Raw genomic sequence first — 15,394 nt, 5'->3', positions numbered from 1 at the left:
CGCCCGGTTCCGTGGAGGCCGGTCCGGTGTGACGCCCGGGAGCCGTGTGACGCTGAGCGGGGTGTGAGGAAGACACATCCGCTCCGTCGTGCGGTGCTCGCGGGGGCGGGCACCGTTTCCGCCGTCGTCCTGCTGCTCGCGCTCAAGCCGACCACGGATCCGTCGCTCGCCCAGGACGCCGCCGGCCCGAACACCCCCGTGGCGTCAGCCGACTCGGCCGGCGCCGGCGCCGCTTCCCCGGCCTCCGCCGCGCCGTCGGACCCGGGGAGCCCCACGGCCTCGCCGTCGGCGGGCACCCGGGGCACCGCGACCGCCTCCGCCTCCGGGAGCGCGTCGCCGTCGGCGAGCACGTCCGCGTCCCGTACCACCACCGCTCCGACGAGGACGAGCGCCCCCACCGCCTCCAGAACCACGTCGGGCACCTCCGGCACCTCGGGCGGGTCCACCACCCGGACCGTGGCCGGCGCCACGGTCAGTACGCAGTACGGCTCCGTCCAGGTGCAGATCACGGTCAGGGGGAGCACGATCACCGGGGTCACCGCCCTGAAGTCGCCGTCCTCCACGCCACGGAGCAGGGAGATCTCCGCGGACGCCGTCCCCCAGCTCAACCAGCGGACGCTGGCGGCGCAGAGCGCGGACATCGACTCCGTCTCGGGAGCCACCTACACCAGTGCCGGCTACCGCCAGTCGCTGCAGAGCGCCTTGGACAGGGCCGGTGTCTGAGCCGCGGGTGCGGCATGTGGAACACGTGATGGGCACGGTGTTCTCGTTCGACGTCCGGGGGTGCTCCGACGCCTCCCGTGCGCGCGGGGCGCTGGTGGAGGCGGTGGACTTCCTGCACCACATGGACCATGTCTTCTCCCCGTACCGCGAGGACAGCCAGGTCAGCCGCCTGGCGCGCGGAGAGATCACTCATGAGCGGTGCGGCCCGGACGTCCAGGAGGTGCGGGATCTCTGCGAGAGCATGACGCGGCGCACCGAGGGCTGGTTCTCGCCCTGGTTCGCCGGAAGCGCCGGCGGATGGGATCCGACCGGGCTGGTGAAGGGCTGGGCCACGGAGCGCGCGGCCCGCATGCTGGCCTCGGCGGCCCGTGCCGACGCCGTGTGCGTCAACGGCGGCGGTGACATCCAGTTGCTCGGCGGACCCTGGCGGATCGGTGTCGCCGACCCTCTGAACCCGGGTGCGCTGACCACGGTGGTGGAAGTGGGTGCCGATGTGCCGGAGGTGGCCGTGGCGACGTCGGGCCCGGCGGAACGCGGCTGCCACATCCTGGACCCGTACACCGGGGAGCCGCCCGCGCACGCGCTCGCGGCGATGACGGTCGTCGGCTCCTCGCTCACGGTCGCCGACGCCTTCGCCACCGCCGCCTACGCCATGGGCGACGCCGCCCGCTCCTGGCTGGAGGAACAACCGGACGCCGAGGGCCTGGCGACGACCGCCACCGGCACCACCTGGCAGAGCACCGGCTTCGCCCGCTGGACCGCCTGACGCCTCGGACGGACGGCCACCGATGGCCGTGAGCGGACCTGCAGCAGCCCGCGGCCTCCGCAGTCGCCGCCGGCGAGGGCGGCAGCGGCGGGTTCGACCTCGCGCGGGCGCCGGCACCGCGTTCGCGAAGAACGCGAAAGACGCGAAAGCGAATCCGGACCTGACGATTCCGCGCCGGGAGCGAGCCGCGGACGTCGTGCGGCGCGCGCCGAATCGGGCGCGCGCTCCGCGGTTCGTACACCCGCGACAGGATTCCGGTCAGTGGTGAAACACGCGGAGGACGGCGGCGAGTGTGCTCGTACGTCCCGCTCCGCTCCGGTTCGGCCCCACCGGTGCGGCGAGTTTCGGCCAACTGTTCCCGGCCTGTCGTGTACGGGGCGATACCAGACCGGGGCGGTCTACGGGTAAGTTTGCCAACTGCGCACCGCACGTGAACGGTTGACGACTATCGTGGGTGCTTGGTGATCATCGGTAGGCTCGTCTCACTCACGCAACACCACCCCCGTAGTGCCACCCCCCGTAGTACGCCGATTCCTGGGCACGTACCAAGGACACTCATGTCTCAACTTCGCGCACCCGCCGCGCGGTCCGAACGCCGCGAGGGCGGGCGGCACGGCCGGTCAGGCGCCCGTACCGCCACCGGTCCGACCGGCGCCGGCTCCGCTCCGTCCCCCACGCCGCTCCCGGCCGAGGCCCGTATACGCACCCAACTCCTGCGTACCTCCGTCCTTCCGGCGGTCGCCGTTGCCCTCGGCGGCGCCGCGGCCCTCCTGTTCGCGATCCGCTCCACCGGAGCCGAGGCCACGCCCGGCCTGTGGGCCGCGCTCACCGGAGCCGCGGCGATCACGGTCGCCTCGGTGACCGCCGCCGCCCTCGGCGCCGACCGGGCCGCCAAGTCGGTGCTCGACCGCGCCAACGCGCTGCGCCGCGCCAGCGCCCGCGGCCAGAGCGAACTCAGCACGGTCCTCGAACAGCTGCGCAGGGGCGAAAGCCCTGCGCCCCGCCCCGCGGCCCCCGAGCCCTCGCCCTCCGGCGACGAATTCGACCTGCTCGGACGCGAACTGACCCGCTCTCACGAGGCGGCCGTCGCCGCGGTGGTGCAGGCGTCCCAGCTCTCCAGCAGCGTCGGCAACGAGCAGAAGGTCGAGGTCTTCGTGAACCTCGCCCGGCGCCTCCAGTCCCTCGTGCACCGCGAGATCCAGCTCCTCGACGAACTGGAGAACGAGGTCGAGGACCCGGAGCTGCTCAAGGGCCTCTTCCACGTGGACCACCTCGCCACCCGCATCCGCCGGCACGCCGAGAACCTCGCCGTCCTCGGCGGCGCCATCTCCCGTCGCCAGTGGTCCAACCCGGTCACCATGACCGAGGTCCTGCGCTCCTCCATCGCCGAGGTCGAGCAGTACCCGCGGGTGAAGCTGGTCCCGCCGATCGACGGTACGCTCCGGGGCCACGCCGTCGCCGACGTCATCCACCTCCTCGCCGAACTGGTCGAGAACGCGACGCTGTTCTCCGCGCCGAACACCACGGTGCTGCTGCGCGCCCAGTACGTGACGGCCGGCCTCGCCATCGAGGTCGAGGACCGCGGTCTCGGCATGCCCGTCGCCGAGCAGAACAAGATGAACGCCCTGCTCGCCGACCCCGACCAGGTCAACGTCGCGCATCTGCTCCAGGACGGGCGCATCGGACTCTTCGTGGTCTCCGCCCTCGCCCGGCGCCACGGCATCGCCGTACGCCTCCAGTCGAACATCTACGGCGGTGTCCAGGCCGTCCTCGTCCTGCCGCAGGGCCTGCTGGGCTCCGACCCCGACGGCCTCGCCCGCGGCGAGGGCCCGGCCCCGCAGGCCCAGCACCAGACCCCGGCCCAGGGCCAGGTCCAGGCACACCAGCAGCCCCAGGCCCACCAGCAGCCCCAGGCCCAGGCCCAGGCCCACGCGCAGCCCCAGCGCCAGGTCGCCGGCGCGGCCGATCCCCGTACGGCGCCGCTGTCCGCGGCCCCGGCCGCCGACCGGCCGGCCCCGGTCCACGGCACGCCGGCCCACGGCACCCAGGTCCACGGCACGCCCGCCCACGGCGTTTCCGTCCCCGGCGCGCCGGTCCACGGCACGCCCGCCCACGGCACCCCGCTGCCGATGCCGCAGAACCCGGCGGCTCCCGCGCCCGCCCCCGTGGCGGCGCACGCGCCGTCGCACCACCCGGCCCCGCACGTCCCCGCCCCGGCGTCCGTTTCCCCGACGGCGCAGCGGCCCGCGGTGCCCACCTCCCGGGCGGCCGGTGCCGCCGGCGCGCCCGGCGTACCGTCCCAGCCCGCCCACGCCGTGCCCGCCGGGCCCGGCCCCGCACACCCCGCTCCGCCCGCCGAGGTCCCCCCGGCCCCGCACGGCGGAGCACCGGGCAGGCCCGTCCTCCCCAAGCGGCGCGCCCAGGAACACCTCGTCCCGCAGCTGCGCGAGGAGCCCACGGCCCGCAAGCCCGAGGAGCACGCCCTGCACGACCCGGGTCTGATGGCCGCCTTCCAGCGCGGCATCGGACTCGCCGAATCCCAGCCCGCCCCCCGTGAATCGCTGCGTCCCGGCGACGCGCACAAGGAGTAGATGCACATGGCGAGCAATGCGCCGCACGGCCATTCCTCGGATCTCGACTGGCTGCTGAGCGGCCTGGTCCAGCGGGTCCCGTACACCCGCAACGCCGTACTGCTCTCCTCCGACGGCCTGGTGAAGTCCGTCCACGGCCTCGACCCCGACGCGGCCGACCACATGGCCGCGCTGGCCTCCGGCCTGTACTCGCTCGGCCGCAGCGCCGGCGCGCGCTTCGGCGACGGCGGCGAGGTCCGCCAGGTCGTGGTCGAGCTGGACTCCACCCTGCTGTTCGTCTCCACCGCCGGCTCCGGCACCTGCCTCGCCGTCCTCGCCGGACGCGAGGCGGACGCCGCCGTGCTCGGCTACGAGATGGCGATGCTCGTCAAGAGCGTCCGGCCGTACCTGGTCACCCCGGCCAGGCAGGCCGCCGGCGCGGCGGGCAGTGCGGGACAGTGACCATGGCCTCCCACCAGGAAGGGCCCTGGCTCGACGACGCGGCGGGGCGGCTGATCCGTCCGTACACCGTGAGCGGCGGGCGGACCCAGCCCACCGCCGCGCTCGACCTGCTCTCGATGGTGATGGCGACCGGCACGGCACCGCAGGCCCACATGGGTCCCGAGCACAGCCTGGCCCTCGGGCTGTGCGAGGGGCCCACCTCGGTGGCGGAGATCGCGGCGCACTTACGGCTTCCGGCCGTCGTCACCAAGGTCCTGCTCTCCGACCTCGTGGACTGCGGGGCGCTCACCGCCCGAGCGCCCCGCTTCCACGCCAACCCAACCGACCGTTCCTTGCTGGAGGCAGTGCTCGATGGCCTACGACAACGGCTCTGAGCGCCACGACCGGGGCCACGAAGGCCTCGCGGCCGACCCGTTTCCCACCGCGCTGAAGATCCTGGTGGCGGGCGGGTTCGGGGTCGGCAAGACCACCTTCGTCGGCGCGGTCAGCGAGATCGAACCGCTGAGCACCGAGGAGCTGCTGACCTCGGTCAGCGCCGCCACCGACAGCCTGGAGGGCGTGGAGTCCAAGACGACCACCACGGTCGCGATGGACTTCGGCCGCATCACGCTCGACGACCGCAACGTGCTGTACCTGTTCGGCACGCCGGGCCAGGAGCGGTTCTGGTTCATGTGGGACGAGCTCTCCGAGGGCGCCCTCGGAGCGGTCGTCCTCGCCGACACCCGCCGCCTCCAGGACTGCTTCTCGGCCGTCGACTTCTTCGAGCGGCGCGGCATCGGGTTCGTGGTGGCGGTCAACGAGTTCGACGGGGCCTACCGCTACGAACCGCAGGAGGTGCGGGCGGCCCTGGACCTCAAGCCCGAGGTGCCGGTCGTCCTCTGCGACGCCCGGATCTCCAGCTCCGCCATCCGCACCCTGCTGACCCTCGTCCAGCATCTGCTCACCACCATCCCGGCCGCCGTGCCGACCTACGGAGCCACGACATGACCTACGACCCGACCGGTCATCTGCTGCTCACCCCGATCGACCAGGAGGCCCCCGCCCGGGTCCGCCGCCTGCGCGAGCTGGGCCTGGGCGAGCAGCCGGACCCGGCCTTCGACGAATTCGCCCACCGTCTCGCGGAGGTGACCGGAGCGCCGTACTCCATGGTCAACTTCATCGACGAGAACCGGCAGTTCTTCGCCGGCCTGCACACGCCCGCCGGGACCCACTCGGGCACCGACCTGGGCGCCACCGCCGCTGCCGCCGGCGGTGGTGGTGTCGGCCGCTTCATGGCGCGTGACCACGGCTACTGCCCGCACGTGGTGGTCCGCCGTAAGGCCCTCGTCCTGGAGGACGTCTGCGACTACCCGCGCTTCGCGGGCAACCCGGTCGTGGACGAGATCGGCATCCGCTCGTACATGGGCGCTCCGCTGATCGACCGGACCGGCACGGCGCTCGGCACGATCTGTGTCGTCGACACCGACGTCCGCCCCTGGGGGCGGGCCGGCCTGGAGACCATCAAGGCGATGGCGGCGGAGCTGGTGGAGCAGATCCACCGGCGCGAGGACGGCATGATCTGACGGCGCCGTCCGATCCGACGGTCCGCCCCCCCGGTCCGTGACGTACCGGTGCCCCGGGGTTCGGCTCCTTTGCCGGACTCCGGGGCGTTTCTGCTTCTCCGCTCCTGACGTGGTGTCAGGCGTGGACCGGCTCCATCCGGACCACGTCGGAGAGCCGCTCCGACCAGCTGCCCTTGTCCTGGCCGAGGGCGACCTCGGCGAGCCGGAGGAGCTGGATGTCGGAGGTGCCCGCAGGGGCGAAGATGTGGTGCGCGTCGCGGAGGTACCGCTCGATGGGCCGGTCGGTGAACAGGCCGGCCGCCGCGTGGATCTCCATCGCGTTGCGCCCGGAGTCGATCGCGGACTCGACGTTCACCAGCTTGGCGTTCATCAGCTCGGTGTCGCACGACATGCCCTGGTCGAGCAGGTGGACCGCGTGGTACGCGGCGAGGCGGGCGGTCATCAGGCGCGACTGCATCTGCCCCAGCTTCAGCTTGACGGTGGGGAGTTCGGCGAGGGGCTTGCCGTAACGGATGCGCTCGGTGGCGAAGCGCGTGGTCTCCTCCAGGATCGCCTGGTGGATGCCGAGCGACACGGCGGTGAGGTTCGCCCGGCCGTAGAGGACGCTGGACGAGTACGCCACGGAGAGGCCGTCGCCCTCGTCGCCGAGCCGGTTGGCAGCCGGCACCCGGCAGTTCTCGAAGACGAGCTCGCCGAAGCTGAAGCCGTGCAGGCCCATGGCGGGCTGCTGGGGACCGGTCCGGAACCCCGGGCGGTCGGACTCGACGAGGAAGGCCGTCAGTCCCTTGGAGCCGGGGCCGGTCCTGACCACGACACCGTGGAGGTCGCCGACGTGGCTGTTGCCGACGTAGACCTTGTTGCCGTTGAGGACGTAGTCGTCGCCGTCACGGACCGCGCTCGCGGTCATGCCGAGGACATGGCCGCCAGACTCCGGCTCGGTGACCGCGATGGTCGGCAGGCAGTCGCCGGCGGCGATGGCCGGAAGCCAGGTCTTCCGCTGTTCGTCGCTGCCGAAGTGGACGATCTTGGCGGTTCCGAGCTGCGAGGCCTGGACCATGGCGCCCATCGCGCCGCTGACCCGGGACAGCTCCTCGATGATGATCGTCTTGGCCAGATGGCCGGCGCCCATGCCTCCGTACTCGTGGCCGATAGTCGCTCCCAGCCAGCCCTGTCGGGCGATGAGCCGGGACAGCTCGTGGTGGACCGAGCGGCCGGCTTCCATCTCCGGTATGCGTGGCCGAACCTCACGCTCTGCGAAGTCCCGCACCGTCTGCCGGAGCTGGTGATGCAGCCGGCTGCTGAAGTAGCCGTCCATAGGGTCCTCCTCTGCGAAACGCCTGCTCGTCGAGTGGTCCGAGCAGGTGGTGCATCGGCAGTGGTCCCGTCCCGAACAGGCCGACCACTTCATGGTGTTGATCTTTACGGGGTGGATCAATATCGACACCAAGTTTGTCTGAAACCGGAACGGTTGACGTTCGTTTCTGACTGTGTTTCGCGTGGTCTTGGCCTGCTCAGTCGAGTCCGGCAGGCATTTCCCATGGTCGTCTTTCTGCCACATGCCAACGGCAAGCATGTGATGGTCATATGACACCCAGTCCGGTCCGATCACCACATGCCTGACTTCGTCACCGAAGAGTCGGCATTCCGGAACCGTCCCACCCTCCCGCGCCCAGCGGAGGCGCACGGTTTCCGGGCCCGGCGAACCCGCTCGACGTGACCCGGCCCCCACCACGGCGGTCGGCCGGGGTGTTGCGGGGCGCAAGGATGCGTAACGGAGAGTGAGCGGCGTACGGTCCGCGGATCACCCCAGGAAGGCGCCGATCCGTGCCCGCAGCGACGCCGGGTCGAGGCCCTGGCCGGCCAGGTGCTCCTCGATCGAGCCGTACCGGCGCAGCTCCCGCCGGCCGATGCCTAGGCCGAGCACGCGGTGCGGCTGTTCGACGAGCGCGTCGTTGGCGGCCGTCGTGGACGTCCCGGCGAGGTACGGCTCCACCAGGACCACGTCCGGGCGTGCCCCGGCGACCGCCCGGCGCAGCGCGGCGCCGTCGAAGGGCCGCACGGTCGTGGCGTACAGGACCGTCACGTCCAGCCCCTCGGTGGCTGCCAGCACCGCGTCGAGCATGGGCCCCACCGCGACGACGACCCCTCGGGAGCCTTCGCGCAGGGTCGTGAACCCGCTCCGGGAGACCGGGTGCGCCGAGGCGTTCGCGTGCACCGACAGCCGCACGTAGACCGACTCGTCGCTCGCGGCGGCCCGGCGCAGCAGCGTCTCCGCCTCGTCCGGGTGGCCGGGCACGTGCACGGTCCAGCCGTCCAGGGTGTCCATCAGGGCCACGTCACCCGGTGACATGTGGGTGAAGCCGCCGGCCGGCCAGTCGTACGAGCCGCCCGCGCTGACGAGGACGCCGTGCACGCCCTGGTGCCCGAAGTCCAGCTTCAGCTGCTCGAAGGGCCGCTCCACCAGGAAGCTGGCGAAGGTGTGCATGATCGGCCGCATCCCGGTCAGCGCCATCCCACCGCCGACGCCGATGAGCAGCTGCTCCCGGATGCCGACGTTGACGGCCCGCTCGGGATGCCGTTCGAGAGTCTGCTGGAAGCCGTCCCTGCTGATCTCGGCCAGGACCAGCGCGAGCCGCGGGTCCTCGTCGAGCAGCCGGCCGGTGGTGGCGATGAAACGGTCGCGCATGGTGTCCATGACGGGGTTCTCCTCAAGGGTTGCCGTATGCGGGAAGGGGTGGTGTATGCGGGACGGGGTGGCGTGTGTGGGAAGGGGGGCGTATGTGGGAAGGGGTGGCGTGTGTGGGAAGGGGGGCGTATGTGGGACGGGCGGCGCGGAGCCAGGGCCTCGGGCGCGGGGTCACAGGTACGGGCCTCGGGCGGGCGGGCGGGCGGCGCGGAGCCGGGGCCTCGGGCGCTCGGTGCGGGGGCTCCGCGCGGGAGGGTCAGTGCTTCGGTTCGACGCGGGCGACGACCGCCCGCGGCCGCCCGGGATGAGGGGCGGTGAAGGCGGCGTACAGCGCCTCGTGATCCCGTCCGTCGACGGTCGCGGCGGACCAGCCGGCCGCCTCGAACCGCGAGGCGATGCCGCCGGGCCAGCCGTAGGTGGCGGAGCCGTTGTCGATCACCAGGGTGTGCAGCTGCTCAAGGCCGGCGGGCCCGGCGTAGGCGAGCGCCTCGTGGTTGCTGCCCTCGTCCAGCTCGGCGTCCCCGATCAGCACCCAGACCTTCGGATCGGTGAGCCCCTGAGCCCGCAGCCCGAGCACGGTCCCCACGGCCAGCGGCAGGCCGTGCCCCAGCGACCCGCTCCCGATCTCCACGCCGGGCACCAGCGTCCGGTCCGGGTGGTGCCCGAGCGGTGAGGCGTACCCGCCGAACCCGGTCAGGACGTCCTCGCCGATGAACCCCTTCTCCGCGAGCACCGCGTAGTACGCCATGGGTCCGTGCCCCTTCGACAGCAGGAACCGATCCCGCCCCGGATCCTCGGCGGTCCCGGGCGACACCCGCAGCACCCGGTCGTAGAGCACCCACAGCGCGTCGAGCGTCGAGGTCGCCGCGGGGGAGTGCTTCTCGTCGCCGGTCATCAGCCCCATGAGCCGGCCGAGCCGCGCGATGTCAGCGGCCGCGTCCGGCGCGTCCGTCGTGGCCGTCGTGTACGTCGCATCCGTCTTGTACGTCGTGTACGTCGTGTTGTTCATGGCGTACACGGTGCTACCTCAAGCGTACTTGAGGTCAAGCCGTAAACCGGTTCGTGAGCACGCGCGGAAGTGCGGTATTGTTCTCATGCACGTCGGGCCGGGGAAACCCCAGGTCAGACGGGTGCCGGGACGTGGCGCAGCTTGGTAGCGCACTTGACTGGGGGTCAAGGGGTCGCAGGTTCAAATCCTGTCGTCCCGACTCGAAAGAGTCGCAGATCAGGGGCCGTTTCAGAGCAATCTGAAACGGCCCCTCGGTCGTTCTTGGGGACCAGTTGGGGACCAGCTGGGGGCCACCTGCTTGACCGGTCAGCGGGCGACCATGATGGGGCTCGGCAGGGACCGGGGTGCGCGGAGCGCGGTGAGGTGCGCTGAGAGGGCGGCGCCGGCGGCGGTGATCTTGTGTACGCCGGGGTGCACGTAGCGCTGGGTGGTGGTGAGGGAGCCGTGCCCGGCGATCTTGCGGAGGACGTGCACCTGGACGCCGGCATCGGCGAACCACGTGAGTCCGGTGTGCCGCAGGTCGTGGCGGCGTAGGTGCTCGTAGCCGAGTCTCGTGACGACGTCGTCCCAGTGAGTCGCATCGCGCAGGACCGCGGTGGAGATGCGGCCTCCGCCGGGGGCCCGTGAACAACGGGCATCGGGATCGGGGCCTGCTGCCAACACCCGTTGGGCCACGAGCGGGCGGATCATAGGGTGTCGGCATGTCGCTGAGCCACATCGCCCTATCGTCCGGTCGTTCGATCGAACTCACCGAGCTGCGGATGTCTACAACCTATGGAGGGATGTTGGAGGGCTATCCGTGCCAGCGCATCAACGACATGAAGGTCAGCGGCCTCCTGCGAGAGGCCGAGCATGCGTTCTCCTTCGCGCCGGCTCATCTCGTTCCGCCCTCCCGCGAGTACCCGGACCAGACCGCCGGCGCCTTCGGCCCCGTTGAGGTGCTGCCTCCCGTGGCTTGCATCGGTGTTTTCGGCTCTACGACTCTCGATCCGGAACTCGACGCAGTGCTGCACCGATCCGCTCTCATCGTTGCCTGGTTCCAGGCCACCCCGGATGTCCCGTCGGGCGAAAATGCTGATCTTGCTCTTCGTAGCATTCGCTGGGAAGAGCTGGCCCAGGACTACGAGCTCTAGGGAAACGTGCTGATTACAGCCACTCGTTGACGGCCGCTACGAGGACAGCGGCCTCATAGCGGACCGCGAGCGAGCTTGTCGTAGCGGGTGGCCACGGCCCGGTGCCTCGTGAGCCGGTTGATCCCGCACTCGACCGCGTGGCGCTCGCGGTAGTCGGCCGGGTCGACGCTGCGGCCGGCGCCGGATCCCCACCGCCGTCAGGTCGTCAGCCAGATCCGCCAGCCGCAGTGCCGCCAGCTCACCCGACCGCGGGGCCGCGCCCAACACGATCCCGACCATCACCAGCACCCGGTCCCGCTCGGCGCCGGAGCGGCCATGGGCGCCGTTGTCAGTGGTGCGGTGCATGATCGGCGCGTCAGCTTTCGCAGAAGGAGGGAAGTGCCATGCCGATCACAAATCAGCAGGTAGCGGGCCACGCGTTCCTACGGCCGATGTACGACGACTCGTACTTCCCTGATCACGTGGTCGACCGGGGGAAGGCGATCTTGCTGCGGCTGTGTGAACGCGTTGAGGCCGAGCGGCCGTCGGACCTGGAGAGCTTGTATGCGCTCACCCAGGCTGCGACGGAGGAGTTCAACCTGCTGGACAGGGAGTTCGTGGCGGCCGGGAGCGAGATCGAGACGGTGGCGCGGGAGTGGATCTGTGACGAGTTCTGCTTCGTCGCCTCGGCGTATGGGTTCACGGATGCGGATGCGGAGGAGTTGACCGCCGGCCGGGACTGGTAAGCAAGGACGAGAGGGCCGCCGGAGCGGGGGAGCGACTGACGGAGACGGCGGCGCGCATCGTCCACGCCGCGGCCCTCGGCGCTCTGGGCCGCGAAGCCGAGTCCCGCGGAGGTCTTCGCCGAGGCCGCGGAGCTGGCCGCCGGGCTGCCCTACCCGGACGAGAGCCGCCGGGTCGACCACGCCCGGACGCGGACGTGGTGACCTCGGGTACGCGTTCGCACGTGGTTGTCGCCGGTGCCCGACGGGCAGCGGCGACAACCACGAGGGCGGGATCAGCCGCTGGTCTCGTTCACGGCGTCCTCGATGAGGTCCACGACGGCCTTCGGCTGTGAGGCGAGGGACGCGTGGCTGGCGTCGAGTTCGATGGTCTTGCGCGGGTTCATGCGCGCGGCCATGCGGCGCTCGTTGTCGGGATGGATCATGCGGTCCTGGGTGGACACCTGGTACCAGACGGGCTTGTTCCGCCAGGCGGGTGCGGTGACGTTGTCGCCGAAGGTGGAGGCGAGCGGGGCCTTCTGGGTGACGGCCATGACGAGGGCGTCGTCCTCGGACAGGTCCTGGGCGAAGCTCTCGCGGAACTTCTCGGGCTTGATCCAGAGGTACCCGTCGGAGTCGGGGGCGATGTTGTCGAACGCGGCGGGCGGGTTCTCCTGGCTGATCTGGCCGGGGCTCTCGCCGGCGTCCGGGGCGAAGGCGGCGATGTAGACGAGGGCGGTGACGTTGGGCAGGTCGCCGGCCTCGGTGATGACGGCGCCGCCGTACGAATGACCCACCAGGACCACTGGTCCGTCGACCTGCTTGACCATCTTGCGGGTGCGTTCGGCGTCGTCGGCGAGCGAGGTGAGCGGGTTCTCGACGGCGTGGATCTGGTCGTATCCGCGCCTGTTCAGCTCGACGATGACGTCGGCCCAGTGGGCGGCGCCGCCCCAGAAGCCGTGGACGAGGACGATGGTGGGCTTGTCGGTCATGGTTCTTCCTTCCCTGCGCAGCTTCAGCAGGTGGTTTCGGCGGCCTCGTCGATGAGGCCGACGACGGTCTTGGGGTGGGAGATCATGGCGACGTGGGAGGAGTCGATCTCCACGGTGCGGGAGTTCGCCCGCTGGGCCTCGAAGCGCTCGAGGTCCGGGGCGATCGCCTTGTCCTGACGGGCCACGAGGAACCAGGACGGGATCGTCTTCCATGCGGCCGCCTGGGCCTTCTCGGCGAAGCCCGCGGCCGTGATCGGGCGCTGTTCGACCGCCATGAGCCGCGTCTGCCGCTCGGGCAGATCGGCGGCGAAGACGCTGTGGAACTTGTCGTTCTGGATGTACAGATCGGTGCCGCTGCCCGCGTTGTCGGTGTACGGGACGGGGCGCAGGGAGGTCCCGAGGTCGCTGCCGGCGAACCTGGTGGACAGCTCGGCGGGGGACTCGCCCTTGTCGGGCATGAACGCGGCGACGTAGACGAGGGCCTTCACGTTCGGGTTGCCGGCTGCGGCGCTGCTGATGACGGCCCCGCCGTACGAGTGGCCGACCAGGATGACGGGACCCTTGATGCTCTTCAGGACGCCGGCCGTGTAGGTGGAGTCGTTGCTCAGGCCGCGCAGCGGGTTGGCGGGTGCGACGACCTCGTAGCCCTTGTGCCGGAGGCTTTCGGCGACCGCGTTCCATCCGGAGGCGTCGGCGAAGGCGCCGTGCACCAGGACGACGGTCGGCCTGGCGTCGTGGGCGGCACTGCTCCCGGCGGCGGTCGCGGGGGAGCGGCGGCCGCCGCGGTGACAACGAGGAGGAGGGCGGCACCGGCGGTGCGCCACCGGGGGGCCGCGTGGCCGCAGACGGGCAGGGGCATGGTGGCTCCTTGACGTGCGGGGTTTCACTGAGTGAGTCTTCTGCGTCGCGGCGTGAGGGGCTCGGTGAGGAGTCCGAAAGGGTGTCGGGCGGCGAGTCACCGCACATGTGTCCTTGCGGCCGACCGGCAACCGGGGCGCGCCGGCCGGTGCCGTTCACCGCACCGCCAAGGCCGCCCCACGCGGCCCGGCTACGGGAGCGAGTGCTGACTCCGCCACTCGAGATCACGGTATTCAGGGCCGCCGTCTCACCGGCCCTGCGAAACACCTCTGGGTAGTTCTCGGGCACCTGCGGGACGGGACCACCGGTCACCATCACGGTCTGTGCCCGCTGTTTGAACGTCATGGTGGGCTTCATGAAGTCCATGGTGAGGCCGGGTGCGGAGGCGGTGGCCAGCCAGGGGGTCTCGGCATCCGGGTCTGCTGTGAGGAGCGGGATGAGGCACGGTCCGTGCACGCGAGAGGAGGGCGGCCTTTCGTGCGTCTGGGGGCGTGGTGGTCGCAGTGGGGTCGCCGACGCCCGCGCGGGGGACCGACGCCCTTTAGGGGGGCTTTAACCGAGGTGCGGAGGATGGCGTGTTCTCGCGGGCGCCCTGCCGTCCGCCGTCCCGGAAAACAGGGGGGTCTCATGCTGCCCACGTTCCCCATGTCCCGCCAGTGCCCGTACCATCCGCCCGCCGGCTACGCCGCGCTGCGTCAGGACGGGCCGCTCGCCCGGGTCCGGCTGTACGACGGGCGCATCGCCTGGGTCGTCACCGGATACGCCGAGACCCGGCAGCTGCTCGTCGATCCGCGGCTGTCCTCGGACCGGTCCCGTCCGGACTTTCCCGTGCTCGTGCCCCGGATGGCCGCGGCCAAGCTCGTCGCGCTCGTCGGGATGGACCCGCCCGAGCACGACGTGCAGCGCCGCATGCTCATCCCGAGCTTCACCGTGAAGCGCGTCAACGCCCTGCGCCCGGCCATCCGCAAGACCGTCGTGGAACGGATCGACGCGCTGGTCGCCGGCGGGCGCCGGGAGGCCGACCTCGTTCCGGAGTTCGCGCTGCCCGTGCCGTCCACCGTCATCTGCGCACTCCTCGGAGTGCCGTACGCGGACCACGAGTTCTTCGAGGAGCAGACCCGGCGGATGCTCCACGCCACCAGCACCGCGGAGGAGGCCGCCGCGGCCGCCGGAGCGCTCGTCCGGTACTTCGACGAGCTGATTGGGAGTCAGATCGGTTTGCCCGGTGAGGGGTTGGTTGGAGAGTTGATCAACGACCGGCTCGCTACCGGGGAGCTGAGCAGGGAGGAAGTGGCCTCCATCGCCATGTTCCTGCTGGTCGCCGGCCACGAGACCACTGCCAACATGATCGCGCTGAGCATCCTCACCCTGCTCGAACATCCCGGGCAGCTCGACCGGCTCCGTGCCGACGAGAGCGGCGCGGGCGACGCCGTCGAGGAGCTGCTGCGGTTCCTGTCGGTCGCCGACGAGCTCCAGCGCGTCGCCGCCGCGGACATCGAGATCGCCGGGTACGTGATCCGCGAGGGCGACGCGGTCTATCTGCCGAACGCCGCCGCCAACCGGGCGCCGGAGGTCTTCCCCGAGCCCGACCGGCTCGACCTCGGCCGCCGCGCCCGCGGCCACCTCGCCTTCGGGTACGGCATCCACCAGTGCATCGGGCAGAACCTGGCCCGCGCCGAGCTGGAGATCGCCCTGCACGAACTGGCCGTACGCCTCCCCGGACTGCGCCTCGCCGAACCCGTGGAACGGCTCGGCACCAAGCCGGGTGGCTCCGTCCAGGGGATCCTCCGGCTGCCCGTCGTCTGGTAGGCCGGGTACGTGGTGCGAGCGGCGGGCGCGGGGTCTTCCGCGCCCGCCGCGCGGCTCGTCCGAACGGGCCCCGCCGGGCGGCCGACGACAGCGGAACGTGATGCATTGAGGGGATCCGGTCAC

Annotated in this window: 15 protein-coding genes, 1 tRNA gene and 2 pseudogenes; 11 read left to right on the top strand and 7 right to left on the bottom strand. The window is 71.5% G+C overall.

Translation table 11 applies throughout. The features are described from left to right. Positions 1–63: 63 nt before the first annotated feature. The 7 genes from ACFWJO_RS00590 to ACFWJO_RS00560 all read left to right on the top strand — a co-directional run bounded on the left by ACFWJO_RS00590 (position 64) and on the right by ACFWJO_RS00560 (position 6,083). Complete coding sequence (locus ACFWJO_RS00590; RefSeq protein ID WP_386862640.1) at positions 64–723, top strand: FMN-binding protein; 660 nt, start codon at positions 64–66, stop codon at positions 721–723. 28 nt (positions 724–751) lie between these two features. Then, positions 752–1,489 carry an FAD:protein FMN transferase gene (locus tag ACFWJO_RS00585; protein WP_386862639.1) on the top strand — a complete coding sequence of 246 codons (738 nt, stop codon included), beginning with the start codon at positions 752–754 and terminating at the stop codon, positions 1,487–1,489. 557 nt (positions 1,490–2,046) lie between these two features. Then, positions 2,047–4,080: a sensor histidine kinase gene (locus ACFWJO_RS00580; RefSeq protein ID WP_386862638.1), complete on the top strand. Its 2,034-nt coding sequence runs from the start codon at positions 2,047–2,049 to the stop codon at positions 4,078–4,080. A gap of 6 nt (positions 4,081–4,086) precedes the next feature. Further along, the gene (locus tag ACFWJO_RS00575) at positions 4,087–4,521 is read left to right on the top strand and encodes a roadblock/LC7 domain-containing protein (protein WP_351660570.1); all 435 of its coding nucleotides are present in this window, start codon (positions 4,087–4,089) and stop codon (positions 4,519–4,521) included. Positions 4,522–4,523: 2 nt separating this feature from the next. Beyond that, positions 4,524–4,895 carry a DUF742 domain-containing protein gene (locus ACFWJO_RS00570; protein ID WP_384410910.1) on the top strand — a complete coding sequence of 124 codons (372 nt, stop codon included), beginning with the start codon at positions 4,524–4,526 and terminating at the stop codon, positions 4,893–4,895. Continuing rightward, on the top strand, positions 4,873–5,508 hold the full coding sequence (locus tag ACFWJO_RS00565) for an ATP/GTP-binding protein (protein ID WP_384410913.1): 636 nt from the start codon (positions 4,873–4,875) through the stop codon (positions 5,506–5,508). The genes ACFWJO_RS00570 and ACFWJO_RS00565 overlap by 23 nt, the downstream gene beginning before the upstream one ends. Beyond that, positions 5,505–6,083, top strand: coding sequence for a GAF domain-containing protein (locus ACFWJO_RS00560; protein ID WP_386862637.1), 579 nt, complete (start codon positions 5,505–5,507; stop codon positions 6,081–6,083). The genes ACFWJO_RS00565 and ACFWJO_RS00560 overlap by 4 nt, the downstream gene beginning before the upstream one ends. A 115-nt stretch (positions 6,084–6,198) precedes the next feature. Here the strand turns inward: ACFWJO_RS00560 and ACFWJO_RS00555 are convergent, their stop codons facing one another. The 3 genes from ACFWJO_RS00555 to ACFWJO_RS00545 form a co-directional block, all read right to left on the bottom strand. Beyond that, a complete protein-coding gene (locus ACFWJO_RS00555) occupies positions 6,199–7,398 on the bottom strand; it encodes an acyl-CoA dehydrogenase family protein (RefSeq protein ID WP_386862636.1) in 1,200 nt (399 codons plus the stop codon). 486 nt (positions 7,399–7,884) lie between these two features. Further along, complete coding sequence (locus ACFWJO_RS00550) at positions 7,885–8,778, bottom strand: transketolase family protein (RefSeq protein ID WP_386862635.1); 894 nt, start codon at positions 8,776–8,778, stop codon at positions 7,885–7,887. Positions 8,779–9,025: 247 nt separating this feature from the next. Beyond that, positions 9,026–9,673, bottom strand: a complete 648-nt coding sequence (locus ACFWJO_RS00545; protein WP_386862835.1) for a transketolase — start codon at positions 9,671–9,673, stop codon at positions 9,026–9,028. A 230-nt stretch (positions 9,674–9,903) separates the two neighbouring features. Here ACFWJO_RS00545 and ACFWJO_RS00540 point away from each other — a divergent pair. Further along, a tRNA-Pro gene (locus ACFWJO_RS00540) sits at positions 9,904–9,977 on the top strand. Between the two features lie 107 nt (positions 9,978–10,084). Here ACFWJO_RS00540 and ACFWJO_RS00535 read toward each other — a convergent pair. Beyond that, a pseudogene (locus tag ACFWJO_RS00535) lies at positions 10,085–10,465 on the bottom strand (tyrosine-type recombinase/integrase); the annotation flags it as partial. Between the two features lie 14 nt (positions 10,466–10,479). Here ACFWJO_RS00535 and ACFWJO_RS00530 point away from each other — a divergent pair. After that, a complete protein-coding gene (locus ACFWJO_RS00530) occupies positions 10,480–10,911 on the top strand; it encodes a hypothetical protein (RefSeq protein WP_386862634.1) in 432 nt (143 codons plus the stop codon). A 53-nt stretch (positions 10,912–10,964) separates the two neighbouring features. Here ACFWJO_RS00530 and ACFWJO_RS00525 read toward each other — a convergent pair. Next, a pseudogene (locus ACFWJO_RS00525) lies at positions 10,965–11,084 on the bottom strand (IS5/IS1182 family transposase); the annotation flags it as partial. 210 nt (positions 11,085–11,294) lie between these two features. On the opposite strand from ACFWJO_RS00525, the gene ACFWJO_RS00520 reads away from it, so the two are divergent. Next, a complete protein-coding gene (locus tag ACFWJO_RS00520; protein ID WP_386862633.1) occupies positions 11,295–11,636 on the top strand; it encodes a DUF5713 family protein in 342 nt (113 codons plus the stop codon). Positions 11,637–11,908: 272 nt separating this feature from the next. Here the strand turns inward: ACFWJO_RS00520 and ACFWJO_RS00515 are convergent, their stop codons facing one another. Both ACFWJO_RS00515 and ACFWJO_RS00510 read right to left on the bottom strand, forming a co-directional pair. Further along, positions 11,909–12,604 carry an alpha/beta hydrolase gene (locus ACFWJO_RS00515; RefSeq protein ID WP_386862632.1) on the bottom strand — a complete coding sequence of 232 codons (696 nt, stop codon included), beginning with the start codon at positions 12,602–12,604 and terminating at the stop codon, positions 11,909–11,911. Positions 12,605–12,627: 23 nt separating this feature from the next. Beyond that, positions 12,628–13,314: an alpha/beta hydrolase gene (locus tag ACFWJO_RS00510; protein ID WP_386862631.1), complete on the bottom strand. Its 687-nt coding sequence runs from the start codon at positions 13,312–13,314 to the stop codon at positions 12,628–12,630. Positions 13,315–14,089: 775 nt separating this feature from the next. Here ACFWJO_RS00510 and ACFWJO_RS00505 point away from each other — a divergent pair. Beyond that, positions 14,090–15,271: a cytochrome P450 gene (locus ACFWJO_RS00505; protein WP_386862630.1), complete on the top strand. Its 1,182-nt coding sequence runs from the start codon at positions 14,090–14,092 to the stop codon at positions 15,269–15,271. The last annotated feature ends 123 nt before the right edge of the window (positions 15,272–15,394 follow it).

The sequence above is a fragment of the Streptomyces sp. NPDC127092 genome (assembly GCF_042722475.1).
Classification (GTDB): domain Bacteria; phylum Actinomycetota; class Actinomycetes; order Streptomycetales; family Streptomycetaceae; genus Streptomyces.
Note: the sequence above shows the minus strand (reverse complement) of the source record. Positions and strands in the feature narration are given on the sequence as shown.

Bases quoted from the DNA above. Each gene is read 5' to 3' on its own strand.
- ACFWJO_RS00565 (WP_384410913.1), top strand. From the start codon at position 4,873: ATGGCCTACGACAACGGCTCTGAGCGCCACGACCGGGGCCACGAAGGC.
- ACFWJO_RS00545 (WP_386862835.1), bottom strand. From the start codon at position 9,673: ATGGGGCTGATGACCGGCGACGAGAAGCACTCCCCCGCGGCGACCTCG.
- ACFWJO_RS00520 (WP_386862633.1), top strand. From the start codon at position 11,295: ATGCCGATCACAAATCAGCAGGTAGCGGGCCACGCGTTCCTACGGCCG.
- ACFWJO_RS00575 (WP_351660570.1), top strand. From the start codon at position 4,087: ATGGCGAGCAATGCGCCGCACGGCCATTCCTCGGATCTCGACTGGCTG.
- ACFWJO_RS00570 (WP_384410910.1), top strand. From the start codon at position 4,524: ATGGCCTCCCACCAGGAAGGGCCCTGGCTCGACGACGCGGCGGGGCGG.
- ACFWJO_RS00515 (WP_386862632.1), bottom strand. From the start codon at position 12,604: ATGACCGACAAGCCCACCATCGTCCTCGTCCACGGCTTCTGGGGCGGC.
- ACFWJO_RS00550 (WP_386862635.1), bottom strand. From the start codon at position 8,778: ATGGACACCATGCGCGACCGTTTCATCGCCACCACCGGCCGGCTGCTC.
- ACFWJO_RS00530 (WP_386862634.1), top strand. From the start codon at position 10,480: ATGTCGCTGAGCCACATCGCCCTATCGTCCGGTCGTTCGATCGAACTC.
- ACFWJO_RS00505 (WP_386862630.1), top strand. From the start codon at position 14,090: ATGCTGCCCACGTTCCCCATGTCCCGCCAGTGCCCGTACCATCCGCCC.
- ACFWJO_RS00580 (WP_386862638.1), top strand. From the start codon at position 2,047: ATGTCTCAACTTCGCGCACCCGCCGCGCGGTCCGAACGCCGCGAGGGC.
- ACFWJO_RS00585 (WP_386862639.1), top strand. From the start codon at position 752: ATGGGCACGGTGTTCTCGTTCGACGTCCGGGGGTGCTCCGACGCCTCC.
- ACFWJO_RS00555 (WP_386862636.1), bottom strand. From the start codon at position 7,398: ATGGACGGCTACTTCAGCAGCCGGCTGCATCACCAGCTCCGGCAGACG.
- ACFWJO_RS00560 (WP_386862637.1), top strand. From the start codon at position 5,505: ATGACCTACGACCCGACCGGTCATCTGCTGCTCACCCCGATCGACCAG.